Below are 22209 nucleotides of genomic sequence, written 5' to 3'. Positions count from 1 at the left end.
GCGACCGTATCGTACCAACGGCACGCCCGATGCTTTAACCTATGGAGACAACGCTGTGAGATTAGTTCTGTTGGGGGCTCCTGGATCCGGGAAAGGGACTCAGGCGGCCCGTCTTGCCAAGCGCCTGGACATTCCTCAACTGTCGACCGGCGATATGTTGCGAGCGGCCGTATCCGAAGGAACGCCAATCGGGACAAAGGTAAAGGCGACAATGGAGCGCGGCGAACTTGTTCCCGATGATCTTGTCGTGGCCATCGTTGCCGAGCGCATATCGCGGCCTGATGCGAAATCCGGGTTTATCTTGGACGGCTTTCCCCGGACCATTGCTCAGGCAGCAGCGCTCGACGATATTTTGCGGGCGGCCGATCTTCGAATTGACCGCGTGCTGGAATTGGACGTCGACGAAGCCGCTCTGCTGAGCCGCATCCTCAACCGCGCGAACGAAGCAAGGTCCAACGGCTATGCGCGCTCGGATGATACCGAAGCTGCACTGAGAGTGCGCCTAGCGGAGTATCGCGGGCAAACCAGACCGCTCGCTGACTATTACCGTGAGCAAGGACTTCTGAAGAGCGTCAATGGTCTGCAATCGATTGACAAGGTAGCAAGCTCGCTCTTGGAAGCGCTCGATGCTTGAGAGAGCGAGAGTTAGCGGTTAGCCAAGGTCCGAGCTCAAACCCGACGCCTCCACCATATCGAAGCTACCTTGCCGCTTCCGGCTGAGCGTGGGGATAGAGGTGGAGAGTCTATGTTTGTTTGGTCTGGCCCGAGCGGCACCGCGCCGTTAGACTGGGAGGGCGCGATGCATCGACTCGCGTCGTACCGAGGGCAAACCAACACTGCTAAATGAGCTTATCCGAAAACGGGGGCACGATATGATTATATGTGGCCTGAAGTCTTTCATGATTGCCGGTCTGACCGCCGGTTTCGCCGCGGCCGCTTACGCTGAAGATGCCGATGTTGGTAAGGCGGAATTTCAAGCGTCGTGCGCAAGTTGTCATGGCGTAGATGGAAAGGGTAAGGGACCTGTTGCTGAGCAGCTGAAGGTGCCGCCTGCCGATTTGACGGCCTTGGCCAAGAACAACAACGGGGTCTTTCCTATATCCGCTGTTTATGAAGCCGTAGATGGGCGGAGAACAATTTCCGCGCACGGCACTCATGAAATGCCGATCTGGGGGGAACGATTCAATCCCGTCAAGAGCGTGCCTCACACTATTGATCCGACCTACGACGCGCTCGATCCGTCGCGGGACTTGCGGGAAGTCGTCGTGCGAACACGCATCCTCGCCGTTATCGATTACCTGAACCGCATCCAGCAGAAGTAACGGCCACGATGGCGTTCGGGACGACCATGCCGCTGTCGCGCCTCGGTCGCGGCGACGTGATCTGCCGTAATGAATGAGCGCAGCCTGCGCGCATGAAAGCGACCGGCTCCAACATTGATCCTCGTCAAAGGCCGCTGCGAGCAAAGTCGCTAGTGGTCATATGGAAAGTGGAGGATCAACGATGACCAGCATAATGCTTGATGCCGAGCAAATTCGGAGCGCACCGGCCCCCGTTCGCCTCTGGCTTGAGCAGCAGATATCGGCGGCTCTCGGTCCAAGGCCGACACCCGGAGCGTCGCCGCCTCGCCTGGTTGCTTGCACGGAAGCTCAGGCAGCTAACCTTCTCAATCGAATTAGGCAGGCGCCATCTGCTGTCGAAGTGTTCTTCGGGCTCGCCCATCCAGAGATCTCCTTCGGCGAGCCGCCGGTCGTGACGTTTCGTCTCCTCGATCTTCAGCGTCGTGCTGGTTTGGAGAACATCGGCAAGCTCCTCGAATGCCTCGACCTCATCAATCGAGCTTTCGCCGAGATGTGCGACAAGCCTGCTGCGCGATTCTGTGATTTTGATGCCGCAGGGCATTGCTCGATTCTGCCAACCACCCAGAGCAGTATCGCTGCATTGTGGAGGGCTATCATCGCGGCGGAGCGGCCCGGCGTGCTGCCGATCGCCGCAGCCGAATAGGCGGGGCGGGCGCGAGATGAACCCGAAAAGACCCTGCCGCAAGTCGACGCGGAAGTGGTCCGACCGCCTGTCGTCATCTATGACCGTCATCGCGTGGATGCTCTTGCTCTGGGCCGGACCGGTGCAAGCAGGAGAAATCCGGGATGTGCAAACACTTGCGCCTCTGGTCGGGAAGGTCATCCAAAGTGTCGTCGGCATAAAGGCCAGCACGGAGACTTCGGCAGCCCCCCGGTCAATGGACTCTGCTCCCGAGCTTCCCAATGAACCGCCTCGCACTATGAAGGATGCGTATGGCGCGGGCGTCATCATCAGGGCGGAATCCGGATTGATCGTGACGAGCAATCATCTGGTCAGCGGCGCCAAGACACTTGCGGTTCGATTGCCGGACGGGCGGCAGCTTGACGCCAGGTTCGTGGTGGCCGACGAGCGATACGACCTGGCGATGCTGAGGATTTCGGCCTCCGGCCTGACCGCGGCCCGCATCGGTCGATCGATCGACGCAGAGCCCGGGGATTTCGTCCTTGCGGTCGGCGGCTCCTCGGGGCTCACTCAAAGCATTAGCTTCGGCATCGTCAGCGCTCTGCATCGTTCGTGGCCTGGCATCCCTTGCCAGGATCTCATTCAGACCGACGCCCTGCTGGATCGCGGCAGTTCAGGCGGGCCGCTGTTCAATCTGCGGGGCGAAGTGATCGGCATTGTTGCCGCCAGCACCGGTGAGACTGAATCCGAGCGCGCCTTTGGTCTGGCGATTCCTTCGGATGCCATCGATCGTCTCTACATCAGAATGAACTAGGCGTTCCGCGGGATCGCGGATCGTCTTGAGGCGCGACCGATTTGATTAGCAGGCTGAATGGTGGCCGCTCAATGATCGTGCACCGGGATCAGTAAACCATGATCGGCGTTTCCAGGAGATGATCGTTCACAGCAACGACACCGGGGATTGCTTCGGCGGCAATCCGGATCGCCACGCGCTCTGCGGCGGATGGTGCATATCCCCACAGGTCGACGACGCCGTTCTGCACCGTCGCGGTCAGATTGAAGGTGTGTGCCCATGGTTGCTCGCGAAGCTCGCCGAGCAATTTCTTCCTGATGGCGGAATCGGCCGGTGATATCTCCAGCTTCGGCCGGGCGCTCGCAACAGCCTGGAGCAGGTTGGCCCGGCTGACGATGCCGAGGAGGCGGCCGGCTTCATCGACGATGGGGACACGCTTGATGCCATGTTTCTCGAGCAGCATCGCAATTTCATGCAGAGGCGTGTCCGGCGTCGCGGTCACGACCTTTCGGGTCATGATGTCTGCGATCTTGACAGCATGGGATTTCACGTAGTCGGACGCCATTTGCGCGTCCCCGACCAGAAGCCGCAGCCACCACGAATACGGGCGCTCGGTGCCTGCTTCAGTCCGGTGCATCAAGTCGCCTTCCGTGACGATTCCGACGAGTTCGCTGTCTTTGCCCACAACGGGAACGGCGCTGATGCGGTGCTGGAGCAGCAGAGAAGCAACCCGCTGCACCGTTGCGTTGGAGTCCACTGTGATGACGGGGGACACCATGACGTCGCGCGCTTGCATGATCGTGCTCTCCGTAGACGGGGAAGATGTCACATCCTGCGGGATCGCGCGCATGCGTGATTTGACCCCGATCAATCGATCTGGAGTTCCCTGGCCCTAGAGAGGACCCGTTGAAGCGGAGGATGTCGAGATGGCGGGAATTCCAGTGAACGCGCTCGTGTTTTTCGGAGACGGGCGCAAGGCGTTGTTGCTCCGCAACGAAGGCGACGATCGGTTCCCAAACCTGAAGGCGGAGGCTGTCTTCGAAGATCAGAACCCGGCGGCGCATCTGCAAGGCACGGACCCCCCGGGACACTTCGTCAAGGGGATCGTCTCCAGTCAGCGAGGAGCCGTCGAACCGACGGACTGGCACGACTCGAGGAGTATCGGTTCACAAGGCGGGTTGCGCGGGCTGCGGAGACCATGGTCCGGAGTGGAAGAGCGACTGTGCTTGTCATCGTCGCTGCACCGCGTACTCTGGCACAGCTTCGAGCGACACTCGCTCCCGATGTCAGACGCCACATCATTGCGGAGATTTCCAAGGATCTGACCAAGCGTCCCGTCGGGGAAATTGAAAAGCATATTGTGGAAGCGCTTGCGTCGCCCACACGATAGGCCCTGCGCGGCCGACAGTGTCCCAAGGGCGAGTTCGAGACTAAGTCCGTCTCGTCGTATAGAACAGCCAGATTGCGACAGCGGCCAGCAATACCGACATTATCCGCCTGATGAGCATTGTGTTTGCCCGTTTTTCGATGCTTGGCCGGATAGCGTTTGCTGAAATCACGACAGCCGAATGAATTATGGTCGCTATGGTAACGTACGCCGTCAGCAAAATCGCAGTCTGCGGAAGCAATGGCCGTGCTTCATCGATGAAGGTTGGAAAAATCGATAGATAGAAAACACCGGCCTTGGGATTGAGTAGATTGGTAATCAAGCCCCTGAGAAAGAATTTGGTGTTCGCCGTCGCTTCGATAGGTTTGGCGATCTCTTGCGGCGCATCGCGCCATCCTTGCCAGGCAAGCCAAAGCAGGTAGAGCGCGCCACCCCAGCGAAGGGCTTCGTAAAGCGGGTTGGAGGCAGCCACGATAGCTGCAAGACCGAGCGACGATGCGATCCCAGTTCCTAACAAGCCGAAGGCGACACCGGCTGTTGCGGCAAGACCGGCTCTGCGACCAGCCGACGCGGCCAGCACCGCGAGATAGCCCATGTTAGGTCCCGGTGTCAGTTCGATGAGCGTGACCGTGAGAACGAAAGCAAATAGAGAGTTTTCGCTCATGGCTCGATCCGTGTGCTCCCGAGGCGGGATTGGCCTAGATCTTGGTCTAATAGCTTGATCTGGGTCAAATTCTCCGTGACATGCCGCCCTCTCTCCCGATTTCGAGCTTACATGGCTGCAGTCGGCAGAGGGCGCAACGGCCGCGAGCTTTTGCGAGTAGCTTTCGATGTGGGCAATCAGGGGTAGAGGCCCCATCCTCGACGGCGATTCCCATATCAGCTGACAGAATGATCCTGCGGCGAAACCAGCGGTTACAAAAGCTGCACGGCTTATTGATCCAGATCAGCCTGGCCTTCTATTTTTGATCGATGCTGGCAGATCATCGCGTACACCAAGCTCTGAGGAGTTTGCCATGTTGGCTTTGGATGTCATGAGCACGTCCTTCGCGACGATCAAACCCGGCGCGCCATTGCTCGATGCCGTTCGTCTATTGCTGGAAACTGGCCAGCGCGGCTTGCCCGTGCTCGATGGCTCAGGGGCGCTGGTCGGTGTTATCTCCGAAGGGGACTTCCTTCACCGTCGCGAACTCGGCGTGCATTGGCCAGAGGGCTTCTGGCTCGAATGGCTGCTGAGCAGAGAGGAGGGGCGGCTGCTCCGCGAGCGGACTCGGGCCCTGAGCGTCGACGCTGTGATGAGCCACAAGCCCGTTTGCGTCGATGAATGCGCGACTGTGGACGAGATCGTTTCCGAAATGGACAAGCATCAGATATCGCAAGTCATGGTTCTCCGGGATGCGCGGGTCGTCGGCATCGTTGGACGTGTGCAGCTGATCACCGCGCTTGAGCGAATACTCGCGCGATCCGAGGGCGACTGACGCGGAAGCCGCGGCGGGCAATTGTAGAGCGTGCGATTGATCCGAGCGCGCGCCTCTGATCGAGTGCAACAACAGCGAGAAAGTGGCTCAATTCCGCGCCTTACCATCAAAGAAAGCTACCGCTGAATTGACCTTGCTCAAGGCATCCGTGCAGTCGATCGCGGATAGTAGGCAATAGCCATCGAATGCTGACGAGGTTCGCCATGACTGACCGAATGACGTTGCCGGCCGTCGAGCAACCTGTGAAATATGGACCAGATATTGGTTGCGGGAAGCCGGCCGATCGCCGCTGGCTACTGGATGCGTTGGAAGACGACGAGGTTCGTGAGGCCCTGAAGTTCGATGCGGCGCTCACATCCTCCGAGGCGGACGGCATGCCGGCGCATGGCTGACGATCTGCCATCGATTCGTCCGGGCACGAAACCGGCTCACCGTGTCGACAGGGCTGCGGTGCTTCCGGGTGGGCAGCCCAAGGGCGCCGAAGAGGACAGCCGCGCGCCTGGCATTCTGCGCAGCATCCTGCAATCGCCAAGCTATCAGGAGGCGGATCAGGACGAAGATTTCCTGCAGAGTGAAGCCACGCGCGGCGTTCGCCTCCAACTTGATTTCCTCAAGACGGAGACCCTGCTCCGGGAGCATCAGATCGCTCATACGATCGTTGTCTTTGGCAGCACTCGCATTTGCGAAGCACAGGCGGCGCGCCGGGCCGTCGCCTCGATAGCTGATGCGCTCGCGTTGAATCCCGACGATGACGGCTTGCAGCGCCGTCTCAAGACGGCACGGAGCCTTGCGGCGAAGAGCAAGTATTACAGAATCGCGCGCGAGTTCGGACAAATCGTCGGTGCCTCAAGTGAAAAGGCCATCGGCGGCCGCCTCATGATCATGACCGGCGGCGGCCCGGGCATCATGGAAGCCGCGAACCGGGGGGCGCACGACGTCGGGGCCCAGTCGATTGGACTGAACATCACCCTTCCGAAGGAGCAGTGCCCTAACCCGTATGTCACGCCCGAGCTCTGCTTCAGGTTCCACTATTTTGCGATGCGGAAGTTGCATCTCCTGATGCGTGCGCGGGCGCTGGTGGCATTCCCGGGTGGCTTTGGCACGATGGACGAGCTGTTCGAAGTGTTGTCGTTGGCGCAAACCCGAAAGATTGCGCCGGTGCCGGTCGTGCTGGTTGGCGAGTCGTATTGGCGTCGCGCGTTTGATCCGGACTTCCTTGTCGAGGAGGGGGTCATCGATCCGGAAGACAGGAACCTGTTTTGGTTTGCAGAGACCGCCGAGCAAGCCTGGCAGAGTATCCTGCGGTGGTACGAGGTGGCCGGCCAGCCGCTGCTTCCGGTTGGAGAAGTCGCCTCACGGGGCAAGTCGATCAGTCAAGAGGTCGGATCGTGAAGTTATCCTTTCATGGCGCCGATCGAGCGGTGACCGGATCCTGTCACCTGATCGAATGCCTGAACCGACGCATTCTGATCGATTGCGGTCTTTTTCAGGGAGGCCGCGATCCAGCAGAAGAGAATATTGCCGCCTTCGGGTTCGATCCCGCGACCATCGACTATCTTCTGCTAACCCATGCTCATCTCGATCACTGCGGCAGGATTCCATTGCTCGCCAAGCGAGGGTTCAGGGGTGAAGTGATCACGACTGCGGCCAGTCGCGAGCTGGCCCGCCTCGTGCTGGTCGATGCCGCGCATCTTCAGGAGGAAGACGCACAGCGGAGAGCCCGTCAATGGCGCAGGCGCGGCGAAGAGGATATACCGTCGCCGCTCTACACCGTTGTCGATGCACTCGATTGCTTCGACCGGTTTGGAAGGACGGCTGAATATGGACAACCGCTGCAGCTCGCAGAGGGACTTCGAGCGACCTTCTTCGATGCCGGCCATATCCTGGGCTCTGCGAGCATCCTGATCGAGGCCGCCGAGTACGGCCGCGCGCGTTCGGTCCTGTTCTCGGGCGATCTTGGCAACGCCGGTCGCCCGCTGCTGCGGCTCCCCAGTCCCCCCGCTAGCGCCGACATTGTCGTCATGGAATCGACGTACGGAGACAGGCGCCATCGGTCGCTGAAAGACTCCATCGAGGAACTTTACGGCGCGATCAGCAGCACGCTGGCGCGTGGCGGTAACGTCATCATCCCGACTTTCGCGCTCGAGCGCGCCCAGGAGATCCTCTATGTGCTGCGCCAGGGGGTGGAGCGCAGCAGGCTGCCGCCGGCGATGCAAATCTTCCTGGATTCGCCGATGGCGATCTCGGCGACCGAGATATTCAAGCGGCATTCCGAATGTCTCAGCTCCGAGGCCGCTTCCATGTTTCGGGATGGGCGGGATCCACTGCAACCGGCAAACCTGCATCTCGTCCGCGAGAGCGCCGATTCAGTCGCCATCAACAGGGTAACCGGCGGTGCCGTCATCATGGCCGGGTCCGGCATGTGCACGGGCGGCAGAATTCGCCATCATCTCCGGCACAATATCTGGCGCAAGGAATCGGCGGTCGTATTTGTCGGATACGCCGCCTCGGGAACGATTGCGCGGCAGATCATCGATGGGGCCAAGTCCGTGCGGCTGTTCGGCGAAGACATTGCGGTTCGCAGCACGATCTACACGATCAACGGATTTTCGGCTCATGCGGACCAGCAGGAGCTGCTCGCATGGCGAAGCGCGGTCGAGGGATGCGAGGCAACGTTCCTGGTCCATGGCGAAGAGCCCGTAATGCAGGCGCTCGCTACGCTTTTGCCGGGCCAGCGGGTCGAGCTGCCGGGTCTGGGTGACGTGTTCGATCTCTAGGCGGCCCGCGAAAGAGAGCCAGACGATCCGGTCGCTTCAGCTCGCAGCCTTCATGTCCTCGGGAGATTCGACGTAGAAGCCGGTATAGGTATCCACGAAGCAGAGGTGATCGTGGTTCCCGAAGCACATGAGACGTTCCTCGCCGAGTCGCTTTCAGCGAGTCTGCTTCTCCTCAAGCTCCTGATCTTCAGGAGATTTCAAATAGTAGCCCGAGAAACTATCGCCCCAGCAGAGATGATCATGCACCTGGAGGACCCCGGGGACGTTCTCGGCGGCGACGATCGCGGCCTTGCGAAATCTGCTTTCGGTGATCACGCCGCTCAAGTGAACGATGCCGTCTCGGACGATGACGCTCAGTCCCAACGGGCACCAGGCGTTCCGTTCGATCTCGTCCAGAATGTGCCGCCGGATCTGGTCGTCGTTCTCCGTCGGAGCGGGTACGTCGCGTGCAAGGCTCGCCACCGTTCGCAGCAAGTTGCTGCGGGTGATGATGCCGACAAGCTTGCCGCTGCGAACCACCGGCAGTCGCTTGACGTTGTTCTTCTCCATCAGTTCGACGACCGCTGTCAGGGGTGCATCCTCGGCTACGGTGACCGGCGTGCGTGTCATGATCTCCGAGACCTTGCGTCCATGCTCGAATACGTAGTCCTCGGCCCATTTTCCTGGTCCGAGGACGAAAGTCGTCAACCAGTTACGCTTCCGTTCGGTGCCGATCTCGCTGCGATGAAGGAAATCGCCTTCGGTGATAATGCCGACGAGCGTGCCGTCGCGATCGATCACGGGAAGCCCGCTGACACGGTGCTGAAGCATGATGTTTGCCGCATCGAGGATGGTGCTGTCCGGCGTTGTCGAAAGCACCCTGCGGGCCATGATCTGGTGCGCGTACATCTGAATATCTCCGATCGGTCTGGAACGTGGTGTTCAGATTAGTTTCTGATGGTTGGGACGTGTCGATCTGACGCAAGCGGCAAACTGCGCGGTTTGATCTGGCGCAATGTCACGCGTGATTGCTGCGTTACAAAGTGCGGGTCCTTGCAGGCCGAACACGCACGTCCTTCAGAGAGGCCAGATCGTGTTGCCGGGCTGCGTTGGATGAAGGGCGGCGTTCGCCGGTGCACCCCCGTCGGTAGAGCCGCCCTTCCCTGGACCGTTCCAATCTCGAAGACCGAGGGTCGTATGCAAAAGGACTATGCCGACGTCTGCAAGCACATCTCCAGCAATCTGGACCAGCTCCGCAAGGGTATTCCGGAGACCATGCGAGCGTTCTCGGCCATGGCGCAGGCGGCAACCAGAAATGGCGCGCTTGATGCACGGACAAAGGAACTGATCGCGCTCGCGCTGGGCGTTGCCGCTCACTGCGACGGCTGCATCGGCTTCCACGCCGAGGCCCTGGTCAAGCTTGGGGTCAGCCGCAAGGAGCTCGAGGAGACGCTCGGATTGGCGATCTACATGGGCGGTGGACCATCTCTGATGTACGCCGCTGACGCGCTCGGGGCTTACGACCAGTTTCAGGAGCGCGCCGTGGTTGCCGAGCCGGCGATGGATTGATCCGATCGGCGCCGCGAGGCGGTTGGCGAACTGTCGGAAGGGACCGGAACTGTCGTGCTTCGATAACTGGGAGATTTGTATGATGTGCTCTGGATATGCCAAGCAGCGGCCGTCGCAGCAACACGGGACCGAAGCGCAGCGGCCACGTCAGGCGGCGAAGAATGCCGTTGAGGTCGCGCAGAAGAAGCCGCGTGCCGGAAAGCCTCAGGACGACGCTTCATATTGGGCGTCCCGCGCCGAGCGGACGAAGCGCCAGGCTGCACGACATCAGGACCAGGCAACTCGCGATCACTTCATGAAGATTGCGGCCGGATATGAGGCGCTGGCGCGCTCGGCTCGCAGCGTCGGGCGGGATCCAGATTAGGCAGGCGACCGACGAATAGTTTCGGGGATCGAGGCAAGCTTGAGCTGGCTCAACGTTGGCAGCGCCGACATGCCCAACAATAGACGATCATTTCACCTTGGTGGAGCAGGCACATGTATTTGGCCAATGTCATGGTTTACGTTGACCCTCAGCAGCAGGACGAGGGACAGGTTCGTGTCGCCGAAGGCATTGCGGACAAGTTTCATGCATCGATGATCGGTGTTTCAGCGTCCGCCATCGATCCGCCCTTTGTCGCCGAAGGCGTGATCATCGAGCAGACCACCGAGGATGATATCAAGCGGATGCGGGCCGATCTCGCGGCGAAGGGCGAGTGGTTCAGGAGGATCGCCGGGCGGGAGCGCCATAAAGTGGAATGGCGATGGGCGCTGGAATCCCCGACTGCGTTCCTGGCGGAGCAGGCCAGGGTGGCAGATCTGGTTGTCTTCAAGCGCCGGAAAGCCCAGTCCGACAATTTCCATTACCTCGACTCGGCTGAGGCCATCCTGCGGATGGGACGTCCCACGCTGTCGGTGCCGGAAGGCGTGACTGGCTTGTCGGCCGACCGCATTGTCGTCGGCTGGAAGGACACCCGCGAGGCCCGTCTGTCGGTCCGCGACGCACTGCCCTTCCTGACCCGGGCTTCGAAGGTGACTGTCGCCGAAATCTGCACGTCTGACGAGCAGGACGCAGCGACCCGCCGCTTGCGAGATGTCGCGAGCTATCTCGAGCGGCACAGCGTCAATTGCCAGTTCGACGTTCGGGTCCACACGGCCGAGCCGGACGCAGAATACCTTGTCAGGCTGGCAAGGAACGAAGGCGCCGACCTCATCGTCACCGGAGGCTATGGGCATAGCCGGCTCGGTGAATGGATGTTCGGCGGCATGACGCGCGGCTTGCTGCAGCACGCCCCAATCTGCCTGCTGATGTCGCATTAGATCGGCTGTGTCCCCCCCGGTCTGGCGCTGCTTGGTGGTCTGCACCGTGTGAATTGATCACGATCAAGGGCCGTGTGCCGGAATGCGTTCAAAAATGGAGCTGCATCAAAGGAGGCGCATTGCCATGACACGCAACGTTGGACTCATTGATCAGTACGCCCGGATCATCATCGGCTTGGCTGTGATCGCATATACGCTGAAGGACGGCTCGCTTGGAGCAGGATGGCTGGTCGCCGGGACTCTCGGATTCGTCCTGATCGCGACGGCATTCTTCTCGTACTGCCCGCTCTACACGTTGCTGGGAATCAACACGCGGCAGAAGTCCAGCTCGATCTAGAGATCTGATAACAATAATGAATGAAAACCTCACTCTTGCCGAGTTGCGGTCCCGACTCGATCGTCTCGGCGCGGGCGCTGTCTTGAGAATTTCCGATCGTGATTATGAGCGGTTATTTGGGATCAACGAGGTCGCTGCCGCCAAGGTCGCACAATTTTCCAGGAAGCATCATTGTGTGAGCGTTCCGGGAGAGGGCTCGGTGTACTTCCGAAAGTCGGACTCTGACGCGTATGGTTCAGTCGAGTTGGTGCAGGACGCGCCCCCGATGTCCCGCTGAGCCCGAAATCCGTTCAACGAACCTTCAGTCGAGAGTGATGATAGTCAGAAGCAGCTGGAAGATCTGCCAGCCGGCGGCGACCAGCAATGCTCCGACGATCAGCAGACGGCCGTACCATGAGACGGTCGGGCCGTTTCGACGCTGGCGGCGTCGGACCAGCTGGTTGAATGTTGGGGCCGGTGTAGAGGCTATAGCGGCCCGAGCATTGCTATCGCTCGTGTCGTCAAGTCTCTGTGCGTTCCGTTGCCGTGATCGATCCATTTGTGGTCAAAGCCATATCGTACCAGTGCAAGGATCGCATTCGGGGGAAGAATGGCTTTGATGCGGATCAACTCTGATCCGCGCTCCCGCTAATGGGTAGTGTCTGTGGGTCATCCATTCAGTGCGGCATCGCTGGCGGGATGCTGTCGCGCCAGCGTAGCGCGATTTGGCTGTGCGGCGGCTGGGAGCGCAAGATGCTTTCCAGCCTCGGCCATGGCGAGGTAGCTGATCGTTATCAAAGCAATCGCGCCGAGGAGCACAGGCGGCAGGTCCGCAAAACCGAACAAGGTACCGAACGGTCCCAGCGCCAGGAAAATGCCTGAAGCAAGCGCGCCCAGCGAGCCCAATGCCAGGATGCGATGCGGGCGGCTGGCGCGCCACGGCGGCCGCCGCGAGCGGATCAGAAAGATCACGAGGATCTGTGTAGCGATCGATTCCAGGAACCAGCCGGTTCAGGAGAATGGTGAAAGTCGCAATGTCGAATAGCGATGAAATCGAGCCCATGACGAACGTGAACCGCAGGATATCCGCCATATTCCGTGATTGGGGTCTCTCGGCATCCTCCTCGTCGATTGGGCCGCTCGTGCCTGCATCAGCAATGGAGCGGGACAGATCGCGTCTCAAGACGCGACAGAAGATCGCAATTCGGATTGATGCAGATCAAGTCCGACGCCTCAGCATTCCGCTTTGCTTGGGCCCGCGCAGATCCCCCAACTGCGCACAGCAGCCCACTGAAGCTGCCGACTGCCGCAAGCTGGCAGCTTCTTTGGGCGGGCGCTTTTCAATCGGATACGTGTAGATCCTGATGAGAACTTACTATTTCGACACGAAGGATGGTGTTCCGGTCCGTGATCGGATCGGACTTGAATTCGCGAACGTCGCCGCCGCGATCACGCACAGCAACGTGGTGGTCATCGACGAGTCGGGCGAGGAAATCACGGGGAGGCGATCGATCCTACCTGAAAACCGAACTGACGCCTGATCTGGCGACGCCCAGGCGCCGTCGGCACGATCATCGGGGCCTCTCGCCAGCCTAAAAGGGCTGATCGTCTTCCGTCGAAGGCTCTTCCTCCAACGAGACAAAGTCGCCGCCGCCATAGTCCTCCTCCGGCGGCGGGTAGTTGATTTTCACCAATTGGTCGTCGACCCGCTTCACGCCTGCAACGTTCTCCACCGCAACGGTCGTGGCCTTGCGCGCATTGTCGTTCCGGATGTTGCCGCGCAAGCTGACGATCCCGTCGTGCACGCTCACGTTCAGCGCAGCGGGTCGCCACGGCGCGTGGGCCAGCGCCGCAATGACCGATGCGCAAATCTGGTCGTCGTCGCCGGAAGAGGAGGATAGGTCGAGGCGAAGGTTTGCGATGGCGGTCATGAAATCCGTGCGTGTGACCATCCCAACCAGCTTCTTATCGCGCATGACCGGAAATCGCGTCACGCCGTGCGATTCCATGAGTTGAACGACCTGCTCGAGCGGGGTGTCCTCCTCGATAGTGATCGGGTTGGGCGACATGATCTGATTGACCTTGCGGCCGTGTTGACGGGCGAAGTCGAGTGCGACCTGGCTCGAGCCTGTGAGCATCGCAAGCCAGCGGCCGCGGCGCTTCTCCGTTCCAACTTCCACGCGGCGGATGAAATCTCCGTCCGACAGAATCCCGACGAGCGCGCCATCCCGATCGACGACAGGAAGGCCACTGATGTGATGGGACAGCATCGTCCTGATGGCATCGATCGCCGATGCATCAGCATCGATTGTGATGACGTTCCGTGACATGATCTCCCGTACGCGCACGGCGTAGATCCTCCGACATGAACTGACAAGCCCCAGCTAACTCCTGGAAGGCGCAACGTGTGTTGATCCCTATCAACCGGACGATCGTGTAACTGCGCTGAACATGCTCGGTATTGGGCAGGCAACCGACTTGGGCAAGCCGCCCACAGTTGGTGACGATCCATGCTTTCTGATTGTTCGACCCCCGCCATGGTCGCAATCTAGACCGCTCGGCTATGCCGGGCCGTGGCGCGACCAAGGTGAGCGTCGAACGCCGAGGCGACGCTTCGGGCCAGGAATTCCGCGTCATCGTTGATCGAGAGGCGATCGCCCATCATCGTCACGGCACCGTCCGCGATCAGCCTGTCGAGCCGGGAACGATCGACGACGGCCGAACTCGGATCCCAGCGGTGTCGGCGGCACACTCCCGGCAGGTCCACGGCCATGTCGCACATGATGCGCTCGATGATGTCGGCACGGAAACGGTCCTCCGCGGTCAGCATGTAGCCCTTGACGGTGGCAAGCCGGTCCTCGGCGACGCGCGCAAGGTAGTCGCGTATCGCGACCGCATTCTGCACGAAGCCCTGCGGCATGCGGCCGATTGCGCTGGCGCCCAGACCAATCAGGATCTCGGCAGAATCGTCCGTATAACCTTGGAAGTTACGCCGCAGCCGGCCCTCGCGCTTTGCCATGGCCAGATTGTCGCCGGGGAGCGCGAAATGGTCGAGGCCGATGCGGATGTATCCGGCATCGGTCAGCGCCTGCGCGATTGCTTCGGACTGACGATGCCGCTCGAGACTATCCGGCAGCGACGCTTCGTCGATGATGCGCTGATGCTTCTTGAAGGAGGGAATATGGGCATATCCGAACACGGAAAACCGGTCGGGCCGCAGCGCGACGCATCTGTCGACAGTATCCAGGCAGGAAGCGACAGTCTGAGAAGGCAGGCCGTAGAGCAGGTCGAAGTTGATGCGACTGACGCCAGCACGGCGCAGCCGCTCGACCGCTTCCGCGGTCTGCTCAAGGCTCTGCGAACGATTGATGGCGTGCTGAACGACAGGATCGAAGCTCTGGACGCCAAGGCTCGCGCGGTTGACGCCGCTGTAGCCCAATGCCTCCGCCATCGGCTCGGTCAGGGTGCGCGGATCGATCTCGACGGCGATCTCGGCGTCGGGCTGCACGAAGAACGAGTAGCGTAGCGCGCTGACGAGATCGGCGAAGGTTTCGGGCGTCATGATCGTCGGGGTGCCGCCACCGAAATGGATGTGGGAGACGGGCATCCGCTGACCGACCGCTTCCGCAACGAGGTGCGCCTCGGTGCGAAGGCCGGCGGCGTAAATGGCGACCGGTTCGTCGCGATTGGCGATGGAGGTGTGGCACCCGCAGTACCAGCACATCGACCGGCAAAACGGCACATGCAGGTAGATCGAGGCCGGCCGGCGGGCTGGAACCGACCTCAGCCACGTCCGGTAATCAGCCTCGCCGACCTCCGCAGAAAAATGCGGAGCCGTGGGATAGCTGGTATAGCGCGGCAGCCTGTCCTGCCCATAGGTGATCGCCAGGCCCGACCGCATTGGATTCCTCGCCTCTCACTCGCCGTCGATCATCGGAGCTTGGCTCGCCCTCTCACGCCGCCATGATCCGGTTCGACATCGCACGGTTGCGCAGTTCCACCCGGCGCGAGGTCGGAAGCGAGATCACGCCGTTCTGCTCAAGCTGGGTAAAGGTGCGTGACACCGTTTCGATCGTCAGACCGAGATAGTCGGCGATATCCTGGCGCGACATCGGAAGCTCGATAGTGGCATTCTTGACGGCGCGGCGCGCCATGTCATGAAGGAAGCCGACGACACGATCTTCGGCGCTGCAGATCAGGAGCATCAGATGCTCCTGGAAACGGCGCAGCTCCTGGGCCGTAGCGTCCCACAGCTGGCGTGCCAGATCCTTTTCGTGGCCGGCTCGGACCAGGAGCGCGGCGCGCTTGACCACGATGACCCGGGCCTCGGAGACGGCTTCAGCCGAGGAGATATGGGTCTCGCCGGCCTCGAAGCCGAAGATATCGCCGGGCAGATAAAAAGCACCGATCTGGCGACGTCCGTCTTCCAGAATCTTGTAGGTTCGGACGGCGCCGGAGACGACCTGATAGAGGTATTCCGCGGCCTCATCCTCGCCGTAAATCTCGCTGTTGCGTGCGAACCGCATCGGCGTCCCAATCATGCCGAAGGGCCCCTCAACGCGCGCCTGTCGGCTGAGGATGCTGGTCGGGTGACGGCTGTTCTCGATAGAAATGGCGTTCTGGGTCTGCATGGCGGCACTCCATGGATGGGAAGATCGATGGAGGCAGATTGATCGCATCCCCTGGATCGGGAAATTTGGATATTTCCCCTAAGTAGAAGCCACTTACGTATTTATACGTAGGTGCCGGCCAAAGTAGCCGCGCGCCGAGACATCGGTCGCGCGGCACGTCGCTCAAGAGGAGAGGCTAGTGGCCGTTCTTGTCGGGATAGGCAGCGCGCGTGCTGGCTCCATTCCCGTCCTCTTCCCGAAGCCAGCGCGTCGTGCTGCGATCGGTCACGGCGAGCACGAGCGCAAAGAGCGAGAAGATGAGACAGACGGCCGTGACCACAAGCAGTGTGCTCATTGCCATGTTGGGCTCCTCGATTGATCAGCCGGCCGCCTTGATGTCTTCCGGAGATTCCACATAGTAGCCGGAATAACCGTCGACGAAGCAGAGGTGATCATGAACCTCCTTGACGCCCGAGGTGTTCTCGGCCAGCACGATCGCGGCCTGGCGCGCGCGGTCATCGAAGATCAGGCCGTTCAGATGCACGACGCCGTTGCGTACCCAGACCTGGAAGCCGGCGGGGCGCCAGCCGGTGGCGTTGATTTCGCGCAGGATCCGTTCGCGGATATGGCCGTCGTCGGCGGTCGGGTCGGGAACTTCGCGCGCCAGCGAAGCGACAGCCTGCAGGATGTCCGCCCGGGTGACGATCCCGACCATGGTCTTGCCGTTCACGACCGGAACCCGCTTCACGCCATGCTTGTGCATCAGATGCACGATCTCCTCGAGCGGCGTCTGCTCCTCGACGGTGATAGGGTTCGCCGTCATGACATCTTCGACCTTGCGGCCGCGCTCATGCACGAAATCGGTCGCGGCACGACCCACGCCGGTGAACAGCTCCAGCCATGCTGAGCGCTTGTGTCCTGTGCCGATCTCGCTGCGTTCCAGGAAATCTCCCTCGGACACCATGCCCCTGAGCGTGCCGTCTTCGTCCATCACCGGCAGACCGCTGAGGTGACATCGCAGCATGATGTTGGCCGCATCCAGGATCTTCGTGTGCGGACTGACGGCGATGATATGCTTGGTCATGATCTGATGCGCACGCATGTCGGACCTCCGTGTTGAGAGAAATAGAATAAAGCTCCGTGCACTCCGCACATTGACCTGGCTCAACGGTCTGCTTGCCCGCGCTCCAGCGATTTCAAGAACAGCATGAAGTCGCCCACTTGGTCCGGCTCGAAGCTGAACTGGGGCATGGTTGGATGGCCGGTGACGATCCCTTCCGCCAGCGCTTCCTGCAGCATCTCGACCGGATAGCGTTCGTGCAATGTCCGGAACGGTGGTGCTATCTTCAGCGGGCTCGGGCTTACCCGGTCGATTGAATGGCAGCGAGCGCAGTAGAGCTGCGCAAGGCGGCGACCTTGTTCCTGGTCGGCAGCGGCCGGAGTCAGCGCGGCGCAGATCGTGCCGATGATAGCGAGGCCGCGAGCGACATGACACTGAAATGTCCTGACAGGATGTTTCACGAGACGGCTCGCGCTTAGTGGGACATCAGGACGGGGACGGTCATCGCACGCAACATGTCGCGCGTCACGCCGCCGAGCAGGGTTTCCTGCAGGCGGGAGTGGCCGTATCCGCCCATCACCAGAAGGTCGAGGCTCTCATCCGCCGCGATCGACAGCAGGATCGACTGAACTTCCGACCTTGACGCCGGCAACGACGTGATCTTGGCCGGAAGCCCTTCCTTCGCAAGATAGCGCACCAGATGATCGGTGGAGCTTTCTGAGGGGATCGGATCGGCCCCATCGATGGTGATGATGGCGAGAGCATCAGCTGCGCGCAGCAGCGGCATTGCGTCGTGGAGGGCGCGGGCAGCAAGCCGGCTGCCGTCCCAGCAGATCCCGATTCGTTTCGCCGAGAATGCGCCATGGAACGTGTAGGGCATGAACAGGACGGGGCCACCGGCCTGGAACAATAGTTCCCGTGGAATCACGTTGTCGTAGCTGTTGTACTCGCCCCGCGGCTGCACCACCACCGTCAGGTCATGCAGCCGCGCGCTGGCGCAGATCATCTCGCGCGCATCGATGGGGAGCGCGCCCACGGCGCGGGTTGCGTAGGATATATTTGCATTTCGTGCCTCGATATCGAAGACGCGCAGCGCAGCCTCGGCGCGTTCCAGGGCCTGTGCATGTTCAGCCTCGAACAGCGAGGCGACCGCCACGCTCCCTTCAACGACGAGCGGTACGCTGGCAGTTTCGTAGCCGATCGCCATTGCGTCGAGATGCGCGCCCGTGCCAAGCGCGAGCGAGACCGATCCGTCGACTGCGGGACGTGGCGACAGCTCCGTCGGAATGTGGACGAGGATGTTCTTGAACATGACCGTTCTCCAAAGGGGTAGAAAAGCATGTGCCATCAGAGCACGGGTCGAGGCTGGCCAATTTGATCTGCCTCATGCGCGTTCGTGGATTCTGATTGAGCGAGATCAATTCATCGCACGTGTACTTCGCGCAAATGTTGCGTCCAGTTTGGAGGAGCCGGCATGGCGCGCGTCGCATTGGCTACGGGGGGGAGCAGGGGAATTGGCGTGGCGATCTCGCGCGCCTTCGCTGCTGCCGGATGTCGGGTTGCGGCCTGCTATGCCGGAAATGCGGACGCTGCGCGCCGATTTGGCGAGCAGACCGGAATTCGCACCTTCCGGTGGGATGTTGCCGATTTCGATGCCTGTGCAGCCGGTGTCCGCGAGGTCGAAGCCGCGCTTGGCCCAATCGACATCCTGGTCAACAACGCCGGTATCGTGCGCGACGCCACCCTGCACCGAATGACCAAGCCGCAATGGGACGCGGTGATCCGACCCGATCTCGATTCGTTGTTCAACATGTGCCGGCCCCTCATCGAGGGCATGCGGGCGCGCAAGTTCGGGCGGATCATCAACATCTCGTCGATCAATGGGCAGAAGGGCCAGATCGGCCAGACGAACTATGCCGCGGCGAAGGCCGCCGAGCTTGGCTTCACCCGCGCGCTCGCGCTTGAAAGCGCGCGGTTCTGGATCACAGTCAATGCGATCTGCCCGGGTTACATCAACACCGAGATGCTGGCCGCGGTGCCGGCTGATGTCATGCAGAACTCCATTCTGCCGCAGGTCCCGGTCGGGCGGCTCGCCTGCGCCGTCGCATTTCTTGCTGCCGACGAAGCAGGGTTCATCACCGGGTCGACGCTCTCGATCAATGGCGGTCAACACATGTGCTGAATGGGAGAATTACCATGCTCGCAACCGATGTGATGCGCAGTTCGTTCGCGACGATCAAGCCGACTGCCACAGTACTCAATGCCGTCGAGCTGTTGCTTGAAACCGATCAGCGCGGCCTGCCGGTGATCGACGACGCCGGTGACCTCGTCGGCATGGTTTCGGAGGGCGATTTCCTCCACCGCGATGAGCTTGGTATCAGCCCGCCGTCAGGAAACTGGCTGGAGTCCCTGCTTGGCATTGCGGAGAATACACCCGAACGCGAGCGTATGCGCACCTTGCGGGTCGGCTCGCTCATGAGTGGCGCGCCGATCACCGTCGATATCGAGGCATCGATCGAGGACGTCGTCGCGCAGATGGATATCTACAATGTCGCCCAGATTCCAGTGCTCGGCGCCGGAACCGTCGTCGGTATTGTCAGTCGCAGGGAGCTGCTTGCGGCATTGGCGCGCCGATTGAGAGAAGCAGAGAAAGCAAGCACCGGAGTTAATTCATGAGCGAGATTGCCCTGCAATCACATGCGCACGCTGTCGTTTGGATCGACCACCTTGTTGCGAAGGTTTTCGGGATCGGGTTGACAGGCGTCAGCGCGACGGCCGTCCATGCGCATTTGGCGTCGCAGCATCTGCATCACAAGGCGAATACGATTGGCGATGGTCGCGTCGAGGCCGATGCGACATTTCTTGCCAGGGTGGGAGAGGCCGTAAGCGGCTGCCGCGATCTGCTCGTCATCGGACCAGGTACCGAGAAGACCGAGCTGATGCAGTATCTCAAGGCGGAGCGGCCCGACCTCAATTTGCATGTCGAGCCGAGCGATCATCCCACCGACGCGGAGATCGTGGCGCTGGGTCGGAAGCGATTCCGCCTCGGCTGAGCGGCAAAGGCCCGCGTCTGAGCAGCTGCCAGACCGAAAGATAGATTGCGCCCGAGCCCATCCGGCTCGAGCAAGGAGACGAGCGATGACAGTCCAAGCAGTTCTCGACCAGCCCACAACTCCTGCCAATGACGATGTGACGGGTGCCGGAACGCCCGCTTTAGTACAGCCCGAGGTCGGGCCATTGACGGGTACCGAATCGCTCGACCAACTCGTTCACGCGGCGATGGCGCGATGGACCGGGGGGCTTTCACCGGCCGGCCTCGCGCTCGCTTTCGCCGATTGGCAACTCCACCTTGTGGCCTCACCCGGTAAACGGCTTCAACTGGCGCTGAATGCGCTAGCTGACGGCGCGCGCTTCGCGCACATGGTGTCGACGCCGCATGCGGCCTGGCAGCCCTGGTTCATGGTCAAGCCTCAACCGGGTGACAGCCGATTTGCCGGCCAGGACTGGACATTGCCGGCCTTCAACGTCATGGCGCAGGCTTTCCTGCTGGGTGAGCAATGGTGGCATTCGGCGACCAGCGGCCTGCACGGCGTCTCAAGAGCAGATGCAGCGGTCGTGGATTTTACCGTCCGGCAATGCCTCGATGTTGTTGCGCCGTCCAACTTTGCGTTCAGCAATCCCGAGGTGCTGCGGCGGGCAATGGATTCAGGCGGCGGCAACTTCGTGTCGGGGTGGCATAACTGGTTGGAAGATTGCAGGGACTTGTTGCGCGCCAAGCCGTCCGGACCGGCCCCATTTGTGATCGGCAAGGATGTCGCCGCGACCAAGGGCAAGGTTGTCTACCGGAATGAGCTGATCGAGCTCATCCAATACGCGCCCGCAACAGCCGACGTTTGCCCCGAGCCGGTGCTGATCGTGCCGGCCTGGATCATGAAGTATTACATCCTCGATCTCTCGCCGCAGAATTCGCTCGTACGGTTCCTGGTCGAGCGCGGCTTCACCGTGTTCATGATCTCGTGGCGAAATCCAGAGCCAGCCGATCGCGAACTTGGTCTCGATCAATATCGCAAGCTTGGGATCGACGCCGCGATCGACGTGATCAATCAGCTTGTTCCCGAACGTCAGATCCATGCCGCTGGCTACTGCCTCGGTGGGACGCTGCTAGCAATTGCAGCAGCTCGGCTGCAGAAGGAGCGGCCCGGCTGCCTGCGCTCGGTAACGCTCTTGGCAGCCCAGGTCGATTTCACCGATGCCGGCGAACTGACGCTCTTCATCAATGAAAGCCAGGTCGCGTTCCTCGAGGATATGATGCGGCAGCGCGGCGTGCTCGAGACGGCGCAGATGGCCGGTGCGTTCCAGCTGCTGCGGTCGAACGACATGATCTGGTCGCGCCTGGTCCGCGATTATCTCATGGGCGAGCGTGCCGCGCCGAGTGACCTGATGTCATGGAACGCGGACGCGACCCGCATGCCCTACCGGATGCATTCGGACTATCTGCGCAAGCTGTTTCTCAACAACGACCTTGCCGAGGGCCGCTATTTGGTCGACGGACAGCCGGTGGCGCTTTCCGATCTTCGTGTCCCCATGTTCGCGGTTGGCACTGTCCGCGATCACGTCGCGCCCTGGCGGTCGGTTCACAAGATTCACCTGTTGGCCGATGCCGATATTGCCTTCGTGCTGGCGAGCGGCGGTCACAACGCCGGCATCGTTGCTCCACCGTCGGAGGAGGGGCACAGCTATCAGTTGTTGGAGAAGAAGGCGGATCAACCCTATGTCGGCCCCGACGAGTGGCTGCGGAAGGCGGTGAATCGCGACGGATCATGGTGGCTGGAGTGGGTTCGTTTCCTCACGGCACATTCCGGTGCGTGGGTGCCGGCGCAGTCGGCGCTTTACGCGCCCGAGGGTGTATCGTCGCTTGGTGATGCGCCGGGCCAGTATGTGCTCCAGCATTGAACGTC

General features: G+C 61.0%; 27 protein-coding genes and 1 pseudogene. 17 read left to right on the top strand and 11 right to left on the bottom strand.

Annotated features, from left to right (window positions below):
- Positions 1 to 55 precede the first annotated feature (55 nt).
- From JQ573_RS16380 to JQ573_RS16365, 4 genes are all read left to right on the top strand, one after another.
- Complete coding sequence (locus tag JQ573_RS16380) at positions 56 to 634, top strand: adenylate kinase (protein ID WP_212313238.1); 579 nt, start codon at positions 56 to 58, stop codon at positions 632 to 634.
- 265 nt (positions 635 to 899) lie between these two features.
- The gene (locus JQ573_RS16375; RefSeq protein WP_249131883.1) at positions 900 to 1322 is read left to right on the top strand and encodes a cytochrome c; all 423 of its coding nucleotides are present in this window, start codon (positions 900 to 902) and stop codon (positions 1320 to 1322) included.
- A 181-nt stretch (positions 1323 to 1503) separates the two neighbouring features.
- The gene (locus tag JQ573_RS16370) at positions 1504 to 2004 is read left to right on the top strand and encodes a hypothetical protein (RefSeq protein WP_212313234.1); all 501 of its coding nucleotides are present in this window, start codon (positions 1504 to 1506) and stop codon (positions 2002 to 2004) included.
- Positions 2005 to 2083: 79 nt separating this feature from the next.
- On the top strand, positions 2084 to 2797 hold the full coding sequence (locus JQ573_RS16365) for a S1C family serine protease (RefSeq protein WP_249131880.1): 714 nt from the start codon (positions 2084 to 2086) through the stop codon (positions 2795 to 2797).
- Between the two features lie 88 nt (positions 2798 to 2885).
- On the opposite strand, the gene JQ573_RS16360 is transcribed toward JQ573_RS16365, so the two are convergent.
- Positions 2886 to 3572 carry a CBS domain-containing protein gene (locus tag JQ573_RS16360; protein ID WP_249131878.1) on the bottom strand — a complete coding sequence of 229 codons (687 nt, stop codon included), beginning with the start codon at positions 3570 to 3572 and terminating at the stop codon, positions 2886 to 2888.
- 130 nt (positions 3573 to 3702) lie between these two features.
- Between JQ573_RS16360 and JQ573_RS16355 the strand changes: the two are divergent.
- Positions 3703 to 4166 (top strand): annotated as a pseudogene (locus JQ573_RS16355) (host attachment protein).
- 40 nt (positions 4167 to 4206) lie between these two features.
- Here JQ573_RS16355 and JQ573_RS16350 read toward each other — a convergent pair.
- Positions 4207 to 4827: a LysE family translocator gene (locus JQ573_RS16350; protein ID WP_212313232.1), complete on the bottom strand. Its 621-nt coding sequence runs from the start codon at positions 4825 to 4827 to the stop codon at positions 4207 to 4209.
- A 352-nt stretch (positions 4828 to 5179) separates the two neighbouring features.
- Here JQ573_RS16350 and JQ573_RS16345 point away from each other — a divergent pair, with 352 nt between their 5' ends.
- The 4 genes from JQ573_RS16345 to JQ573_RS16330 all read left to right on the top strand — a co-directional run bounded on the left by JQ573_RS16345 (position 5180) and on the right by JQ573_RS16330 (position 8418).
- Positions 5180 to 5641, top strand: a complete 462-nt coding sequence (locus JQ573_RS16345; RefSeq protein ID WP_212313230.1) for a CBS domain-containing protein — start codon at positions 5180 to 5182, stop codon at positions 5639 to 5641.
- A 215-nt stretch (positions 5642 to 5856) separates the two neighbouring features.
- Positions 5857 to 6033: a hypothetical protein gene (locus JQ573_RS16340; RefSeq protein WP_212313223.1), complete on the top strand. Its 177-nt coding sequence runs from the start codon at positions 5857 to 5859 to the stop codon at positions 6031 to 6033.
- Positions 6026 to 7033 carry an LOG family protein gene (locus JQ573_RS16335; RefSeq protein WP_249131876.1) on the top strand — a complete coding sequence of 336 codons (1008 nt, stop codon included), beginning with the start codon at positions 6026 to 6028 and terminating at the stop codon, positions 7031 to 7033. The genes JQ573_RS16340 and JQ573_RS16335 overlap by 8 nt, the downstream gene beginning before the upstream one ends.
- Positions 7030 to 8418, top strand: a complete 1389-nt coding sequence (locus JQ573_RS16330; protein ID WP_212313221.1) for an MBL fold metallo-hydrolase — start codon at positions 7030 to 7032, stop codon at positions 8416 to 8418. Before JQ573_RS16335 ends, JQ573_RS16330 begins: the two co-directional genes overlap by 4 nt.
- Positions 8419 to 8571: 153 nt before the next feature.
- Here the strand turns inward: JQ573_RS16330 and JQ573_RS16325 are convergent, their stop codons facing one another.
- Complete coding sequence (locus JQ573_RS16325) at positions 8572 to 9306, bottom strand: CBS domain-containing protein (protein ID WP_212313219.1); 735 nt, start codon at positions 9304 to 9306, stop codon at positions 8572 to 8574.
- A 288-nt stretch (positions 9307 to 9594) separates the two neighbouring features.
- Between JQ573_RS16325 and JQ573_RS16320 the strand changes: the two genes are divergently transcribed.
- From JQ573_RS16320 to JQ573_RS16310, 3 genes are all read left to right on the top strand, one after another.
- Complete coding sequence (locus tag JQ573_RS16320; protein ID WP_212313212.1) at positions 9595 to 9966, top strand: carboxymuconolactone decarboxylase family protein; 372 nt, start codon at positions 9595 to 9597, stop codon at positions 9964 to 9966.
- 477 nt (positions 9967 to 10443) lie between these two features.
- On the top strand, positions 10444 to 11265 hold the full coding sequence (locus tag JQ573_RS16315; RefSeq protein ID WP_212313210.1) for a universal stress protein: 822 nt from the start codon (positions 10444 to 10446) through the stop codon (positions 11263 to 11265).
- A 124-nt stretch (positions 11266 to 11389) separates the two neighbouring features.
- Positions 11390 to 11602 carry a DUF2892 domain-containing protein gene (locus JQ573_RS16310; protein ID WP_249131875.1) on the top strand — a complete coding sequence of 71 codons (213 nt, stop codon included), beginning with the start codon at positions 11390 to 11392 and terminating at the stop codon, positions 11600 to 11602.
- A 648-nt stretch (positions 11603 to 12250) separates the two neighbouring features.
- Here the strand turns inward: JQ573_RS16310 and JQ573_RS16305 are convergent.
- Positions 12251 to 12553: a hypothetical protein gene (locus JQ573_RS16305; protein WP_249131874.1), complete on the bottom strand. Its 303-nt coding sequence runs from the start codon at positions 12551 to 12553 to the stop codon at positions 12251 to 12253.
- A gap of 392 nt (positions 12554 to 12945) precedes the next feature.
- On the opposite strand from JQ573_RS16305, the gene JQ573_RS16300 reads away from it, so the two are divergent.
- A complete protein-coding gene (locus tag JQ573_RS16300; RefSeq protein WP_212313207.1) occupies positions 12946 to 13122 on the top strand; it encodes a DUF6894 family protein in 177 nt (58 codons plus the stop codon).
- A 51-nt stretch (positions 13123 to 13173) separates the two neighbouring features.
- Here JQ573_RS16300 and JQ573_RS16295 read toward each other — a convergent pair whose 3' ends face one another.
- The 7 genes from JQ573_RS16295 to JQ573_RS16265 all read right to left on the bottom strand — a co-directional run bounded on the left by JQ573_RS16295 (position 13174) and on the right by JQ573_RS16265 (position 18563).
- A complete protein-coding gene (locus tag JQ573_RS16295) occupies positions 13174 to 13911 on the bottom strand; it encodes a CBS domain-containing protein (RefSeq protein WP_212313205.1) in 738 nt (245 codons plus the stop codon).
- Positions 13912 to 14129: 218 nt separating this feature from the next.
- Positions 14130 to 15482 (bottom strand): oxygen-independent coproporphyrinogen III oxidase, encoded by a 1353-nt coding sequence (gene hemN, locus JQ573_RS16290; RefSeq protein ID WP_212313203.1) that lies wholly within the window; start codon positions 15480 to 15482, stop codon positions 14130 to 14132.
- A 52-nt stretch (positions 15483 to 15534) separates the two neighbouring features.
- A complete protein-coding gene (locus tag JQ573_RS16285) occupies positions 15535 to 16212 on the bottom strand; it encodes a helix-turn-helix domain-containing protein (RefSeq protein WP_212313201.1) in 678 nt (225 codons plus the stop codon).
- Positions 16213 to 16387: 175 nt separating this feature from the next.
- Entirely contained in the window at positions 16388 to 16552 is a 165-nt protein-coding gene (locus JQ573_RS16280; RefSeq protein WP_212313199.1) for a hypothetical protein, read from the bottom strand.
- An 18-nt stretch (positions 16553 to 16570) separates the two neighbouring features.
- Entirely contained in the window at positions 16571 to 17293 is a 723-nt protein-coding gene (locus JQ573_RS16275; protein WP_212313197.1) for a CBS domain-containing protein, read from the bottom strand.
- Positions 17294 to 17355: 62 nt separating this feature from the next.
- The gene (locus JQ573_RS16270; RefSeq protein WP_409334721.1) at positions 17356 to 17649 is read right to left on the bottom strand and encodes a c-type cytochrome; all 294 of its coding nucleotides are present in this window, start codon (positions 17647 to 17649) and stop codon (positions 17356 to 17358) included.
- A gap of 77 nt (positions 17650 to 17726) precedes the next feature.
- Positions 17727 to 18563: a universal stress protein gene (locus JQ573_RS16265; RefSeq protein WP_212313195.1), complete on the bottom strand. Its 837-nt coding sequence runs from the start codon at positions 18561 to 18563 to the stop codon at positions 17727 to 17729.
- A gap of 162 nt (positions 18564 to 18725) precedes the next feature.
- On the opposite strand from JQ573_RS16265, the gene phbB reads away from it, so the two are divergent.
- The 4 genes from phbB (at position 18726) to JQ573_RS16245 (ending at position 22204) form a co-directional block, all read left to right on the top strand.
- Positions 18726 to 19433, top strand: coding sequence for an acetoacetyl-CoA reductase (gene phbB, locus JQ573_RS16260; protein ID WP_212313193.1), 708 nt, complete (start codon positions 18726 to 18728; stop codon positions 19431 to 19433).
- Positions 19434 to 19447: 14 nt separating this feature from the next.
- Positions 19448 to 19927, top strand: a complete 480-nt coding sequence (locus tag JQ573_RS16255) for a CBS domain-containing protein (RefSeq protein WP_249131872.1) — start codon at positions 19448 to 19450, stop codon at positions 19925 to 19927.
- Positions 19924 to 20304: a hypothetical protein gene (locus tag JQ573_RS16250; RefSeq protein WP_212313191.1), complete on the top strand. Its 381-nt coding sequence runs from the start codon at positions 19924 to 19926 to the stop codon at positions 20302 to 20304. Before JQ573_RS16255 ends, JQ573_RS16250 begins: the two co-directional genes overlap by 4 nt.
- Before the next feature lie 85 nt (positions 20305 to 20389).
- Complete coding sequence (locus JQ573_RS16245) at positions 20390 to 22204, top strand: PHA/PHB synthase family protein (protein WP_409334722.1); 1815 nt, start codon at positions 20390 to 20392, stop codon at positions 22202 to 22204.
- Positions 22205 to 22209 lie beyond the last annotated feature (5 nt).

Source organism: Bradyrhizobium sp. AUGA SZCCT0105 (assembly GCF_018129565.1).
Lineage (GTDB): Bacteria > Pseudomonadota > Alphaproteobacteria > Rhizobiales > Xanthobacteraceae > Bradyrhizobium.
The sequence above is the reverse complement of the archived record's forward strand: the minus strand, read 5'-3'. Positions and strand labels throughout refer to the sequence as shown.

Coding starts and splice junctions, on each gene's coding strand:
- JQ573_RS16350 (WP_212313232.1), bottom strand. CDS start 4,827: ATGAGCGAAAACTCTCTATTTGCTTTCGTTCTCACGGTCACGCTCATC.
- JQ573_RS16310 (WP_249131875.1), top strand. CDS start 11,390: ATGACACGCAACGTTGGACTCATTGATCAGTACGCCCGGATCATCATC.
- JQ573_RS16245 (WP_409334722.1), top strand. CDS start 20,390: ATGACAGTCCAAGCAGTTCTCGACCAGCCCACAACTCCTGCCAATGAC.
- JQ573_RS16370 (WP_212313234.1), top strand. CDS start 1,504: ATGACCAGCATAATGCTTGATGCCGAGCAAATTCGGAGCGCACCGGCC.
- phbB (WP_212313193.1), top strand. CDS start 18,726: ATGGCGCGCGTCGCATTGGCTACGGGGGGGAGCAGGGGAATTGGCGTG.
- JQ573_RS16335 (WP_249131876.1), top strand. CDS start 6,026: ATGGCTGACGATCTGCCATCGATTCGTCCGGGCACGAAACCGGCTCAC.
- JQ573_RS16275 (WP_212313197.1), bottom strand. CDS start 17,293: ATGCGTGCGCATCAGATCATGACCAAGCATATCATCGCCGTCAGTCCG.
- JQ573_RS16360 (WP_249131878.1), bottom strand. CDS start 3,572: ATGCAAGCGCGCGACGTCATGGTGTCCCCCGTCATCACAGTGGACTCC.
- JQ573_RS16280 (WP_212313199.1), bottom strand. CDS start 16,552: ATGGCAATGAGCACACTGCTTGTGGTCACGGCCGTCTGTCTCATCTTC.
- JQ573_RS16265 (WP_212313195.1), bottom strand. CDS start 18,563: ATGTTCAAGAACATCCTCGTCCACATTCCGACGGAGCTGTCGCCACGT.
- JQ573_RS16285 (WP_212313201.1), bottom strand. CDS start 16,212: ATGCAGACCCAGAACGCCATTTCTATCGAGAACAGCCGTCACCCGACC.
- JQ573_RS16345 (WP_212313230.1), top strand. CDS start 5,180: ATGTTGGCTTTGGATGTCATGAGCACGTCCTTCGCGACGATCAAACCC.
- JQ573_RS16255 (WP_249131872.1), top strand. CDS start 19,448: ATGCTCGCAACCGATGTGATGCGCAGTTCGTTCGCGACGATCAAGCCG.
- JQ573_RS16250 (WP_212313191.1), top strand. CDS start 19,924: ATGAGCGAGATTGCCCTGCAATCACATGCGCACGCTGTCGTTTGGATC.
- JQ573_RS16375 (WP_249131883.1), top strand. CDS start 900: ATGATTGCCGGTCTGACCGCCGGTTTCGCCGCGGCCGCTTACGCTGAA.
- JQ573_RS16300 (WP_212313207.1), top strand. CDS start 12,946: ATGAGAACTTACTATTTCGACACGAAGGATGGTGTTCCGGTCCGTGAT.
- JQ573_RS16315 (WP_212313210.1), top strand. CDS start 10,444: ATGTATTTGGCCAATGTCATGGTTTACGTTGACCCTCAGCAGCAGGAC.
- JQ573_RS16365 (WP_249131880.1), top strand. CDS start 2,084: ATGACCGTCATCGCGTGGATGCTCTTGCTCTGGGCCGGACCGGTGCAA.
- JQ573_RS16340 (WP_212313223.1), top strand. CDS start 5,857: ATGACGTTGCCGGCCGTCGAGCAACCTGTGAAATATGGACCAGATATT.
- JQ573_RS16325 (WP_212313219.1), bottom strand. CDS start 9,306: ATGTACGCGCACCAGATCATGGCCCGCAGGGTGCTTTCGACAACGCCG.
- JQ573_RS16320 (WP_212313212.1), top strand. CDS start 9,595: ATGCAAAAGGACTATGCCGACGTCTGCAAGCACATCTCCAGCAATCTG.
- JQ573_RS16295 (WP_212313205.1), bottom strand. CDS start 13,911: ATGTCACGGAACGTCATCACAATCGATGCTGATGCATCGGCGATCGAT.
- hemN (WP_212313203.1), bottom strand. CDS start 15,482: ATGCGGTCGGGCCTGGCGATCACCTATGGGCAGGACAGGCTGCCGCGC.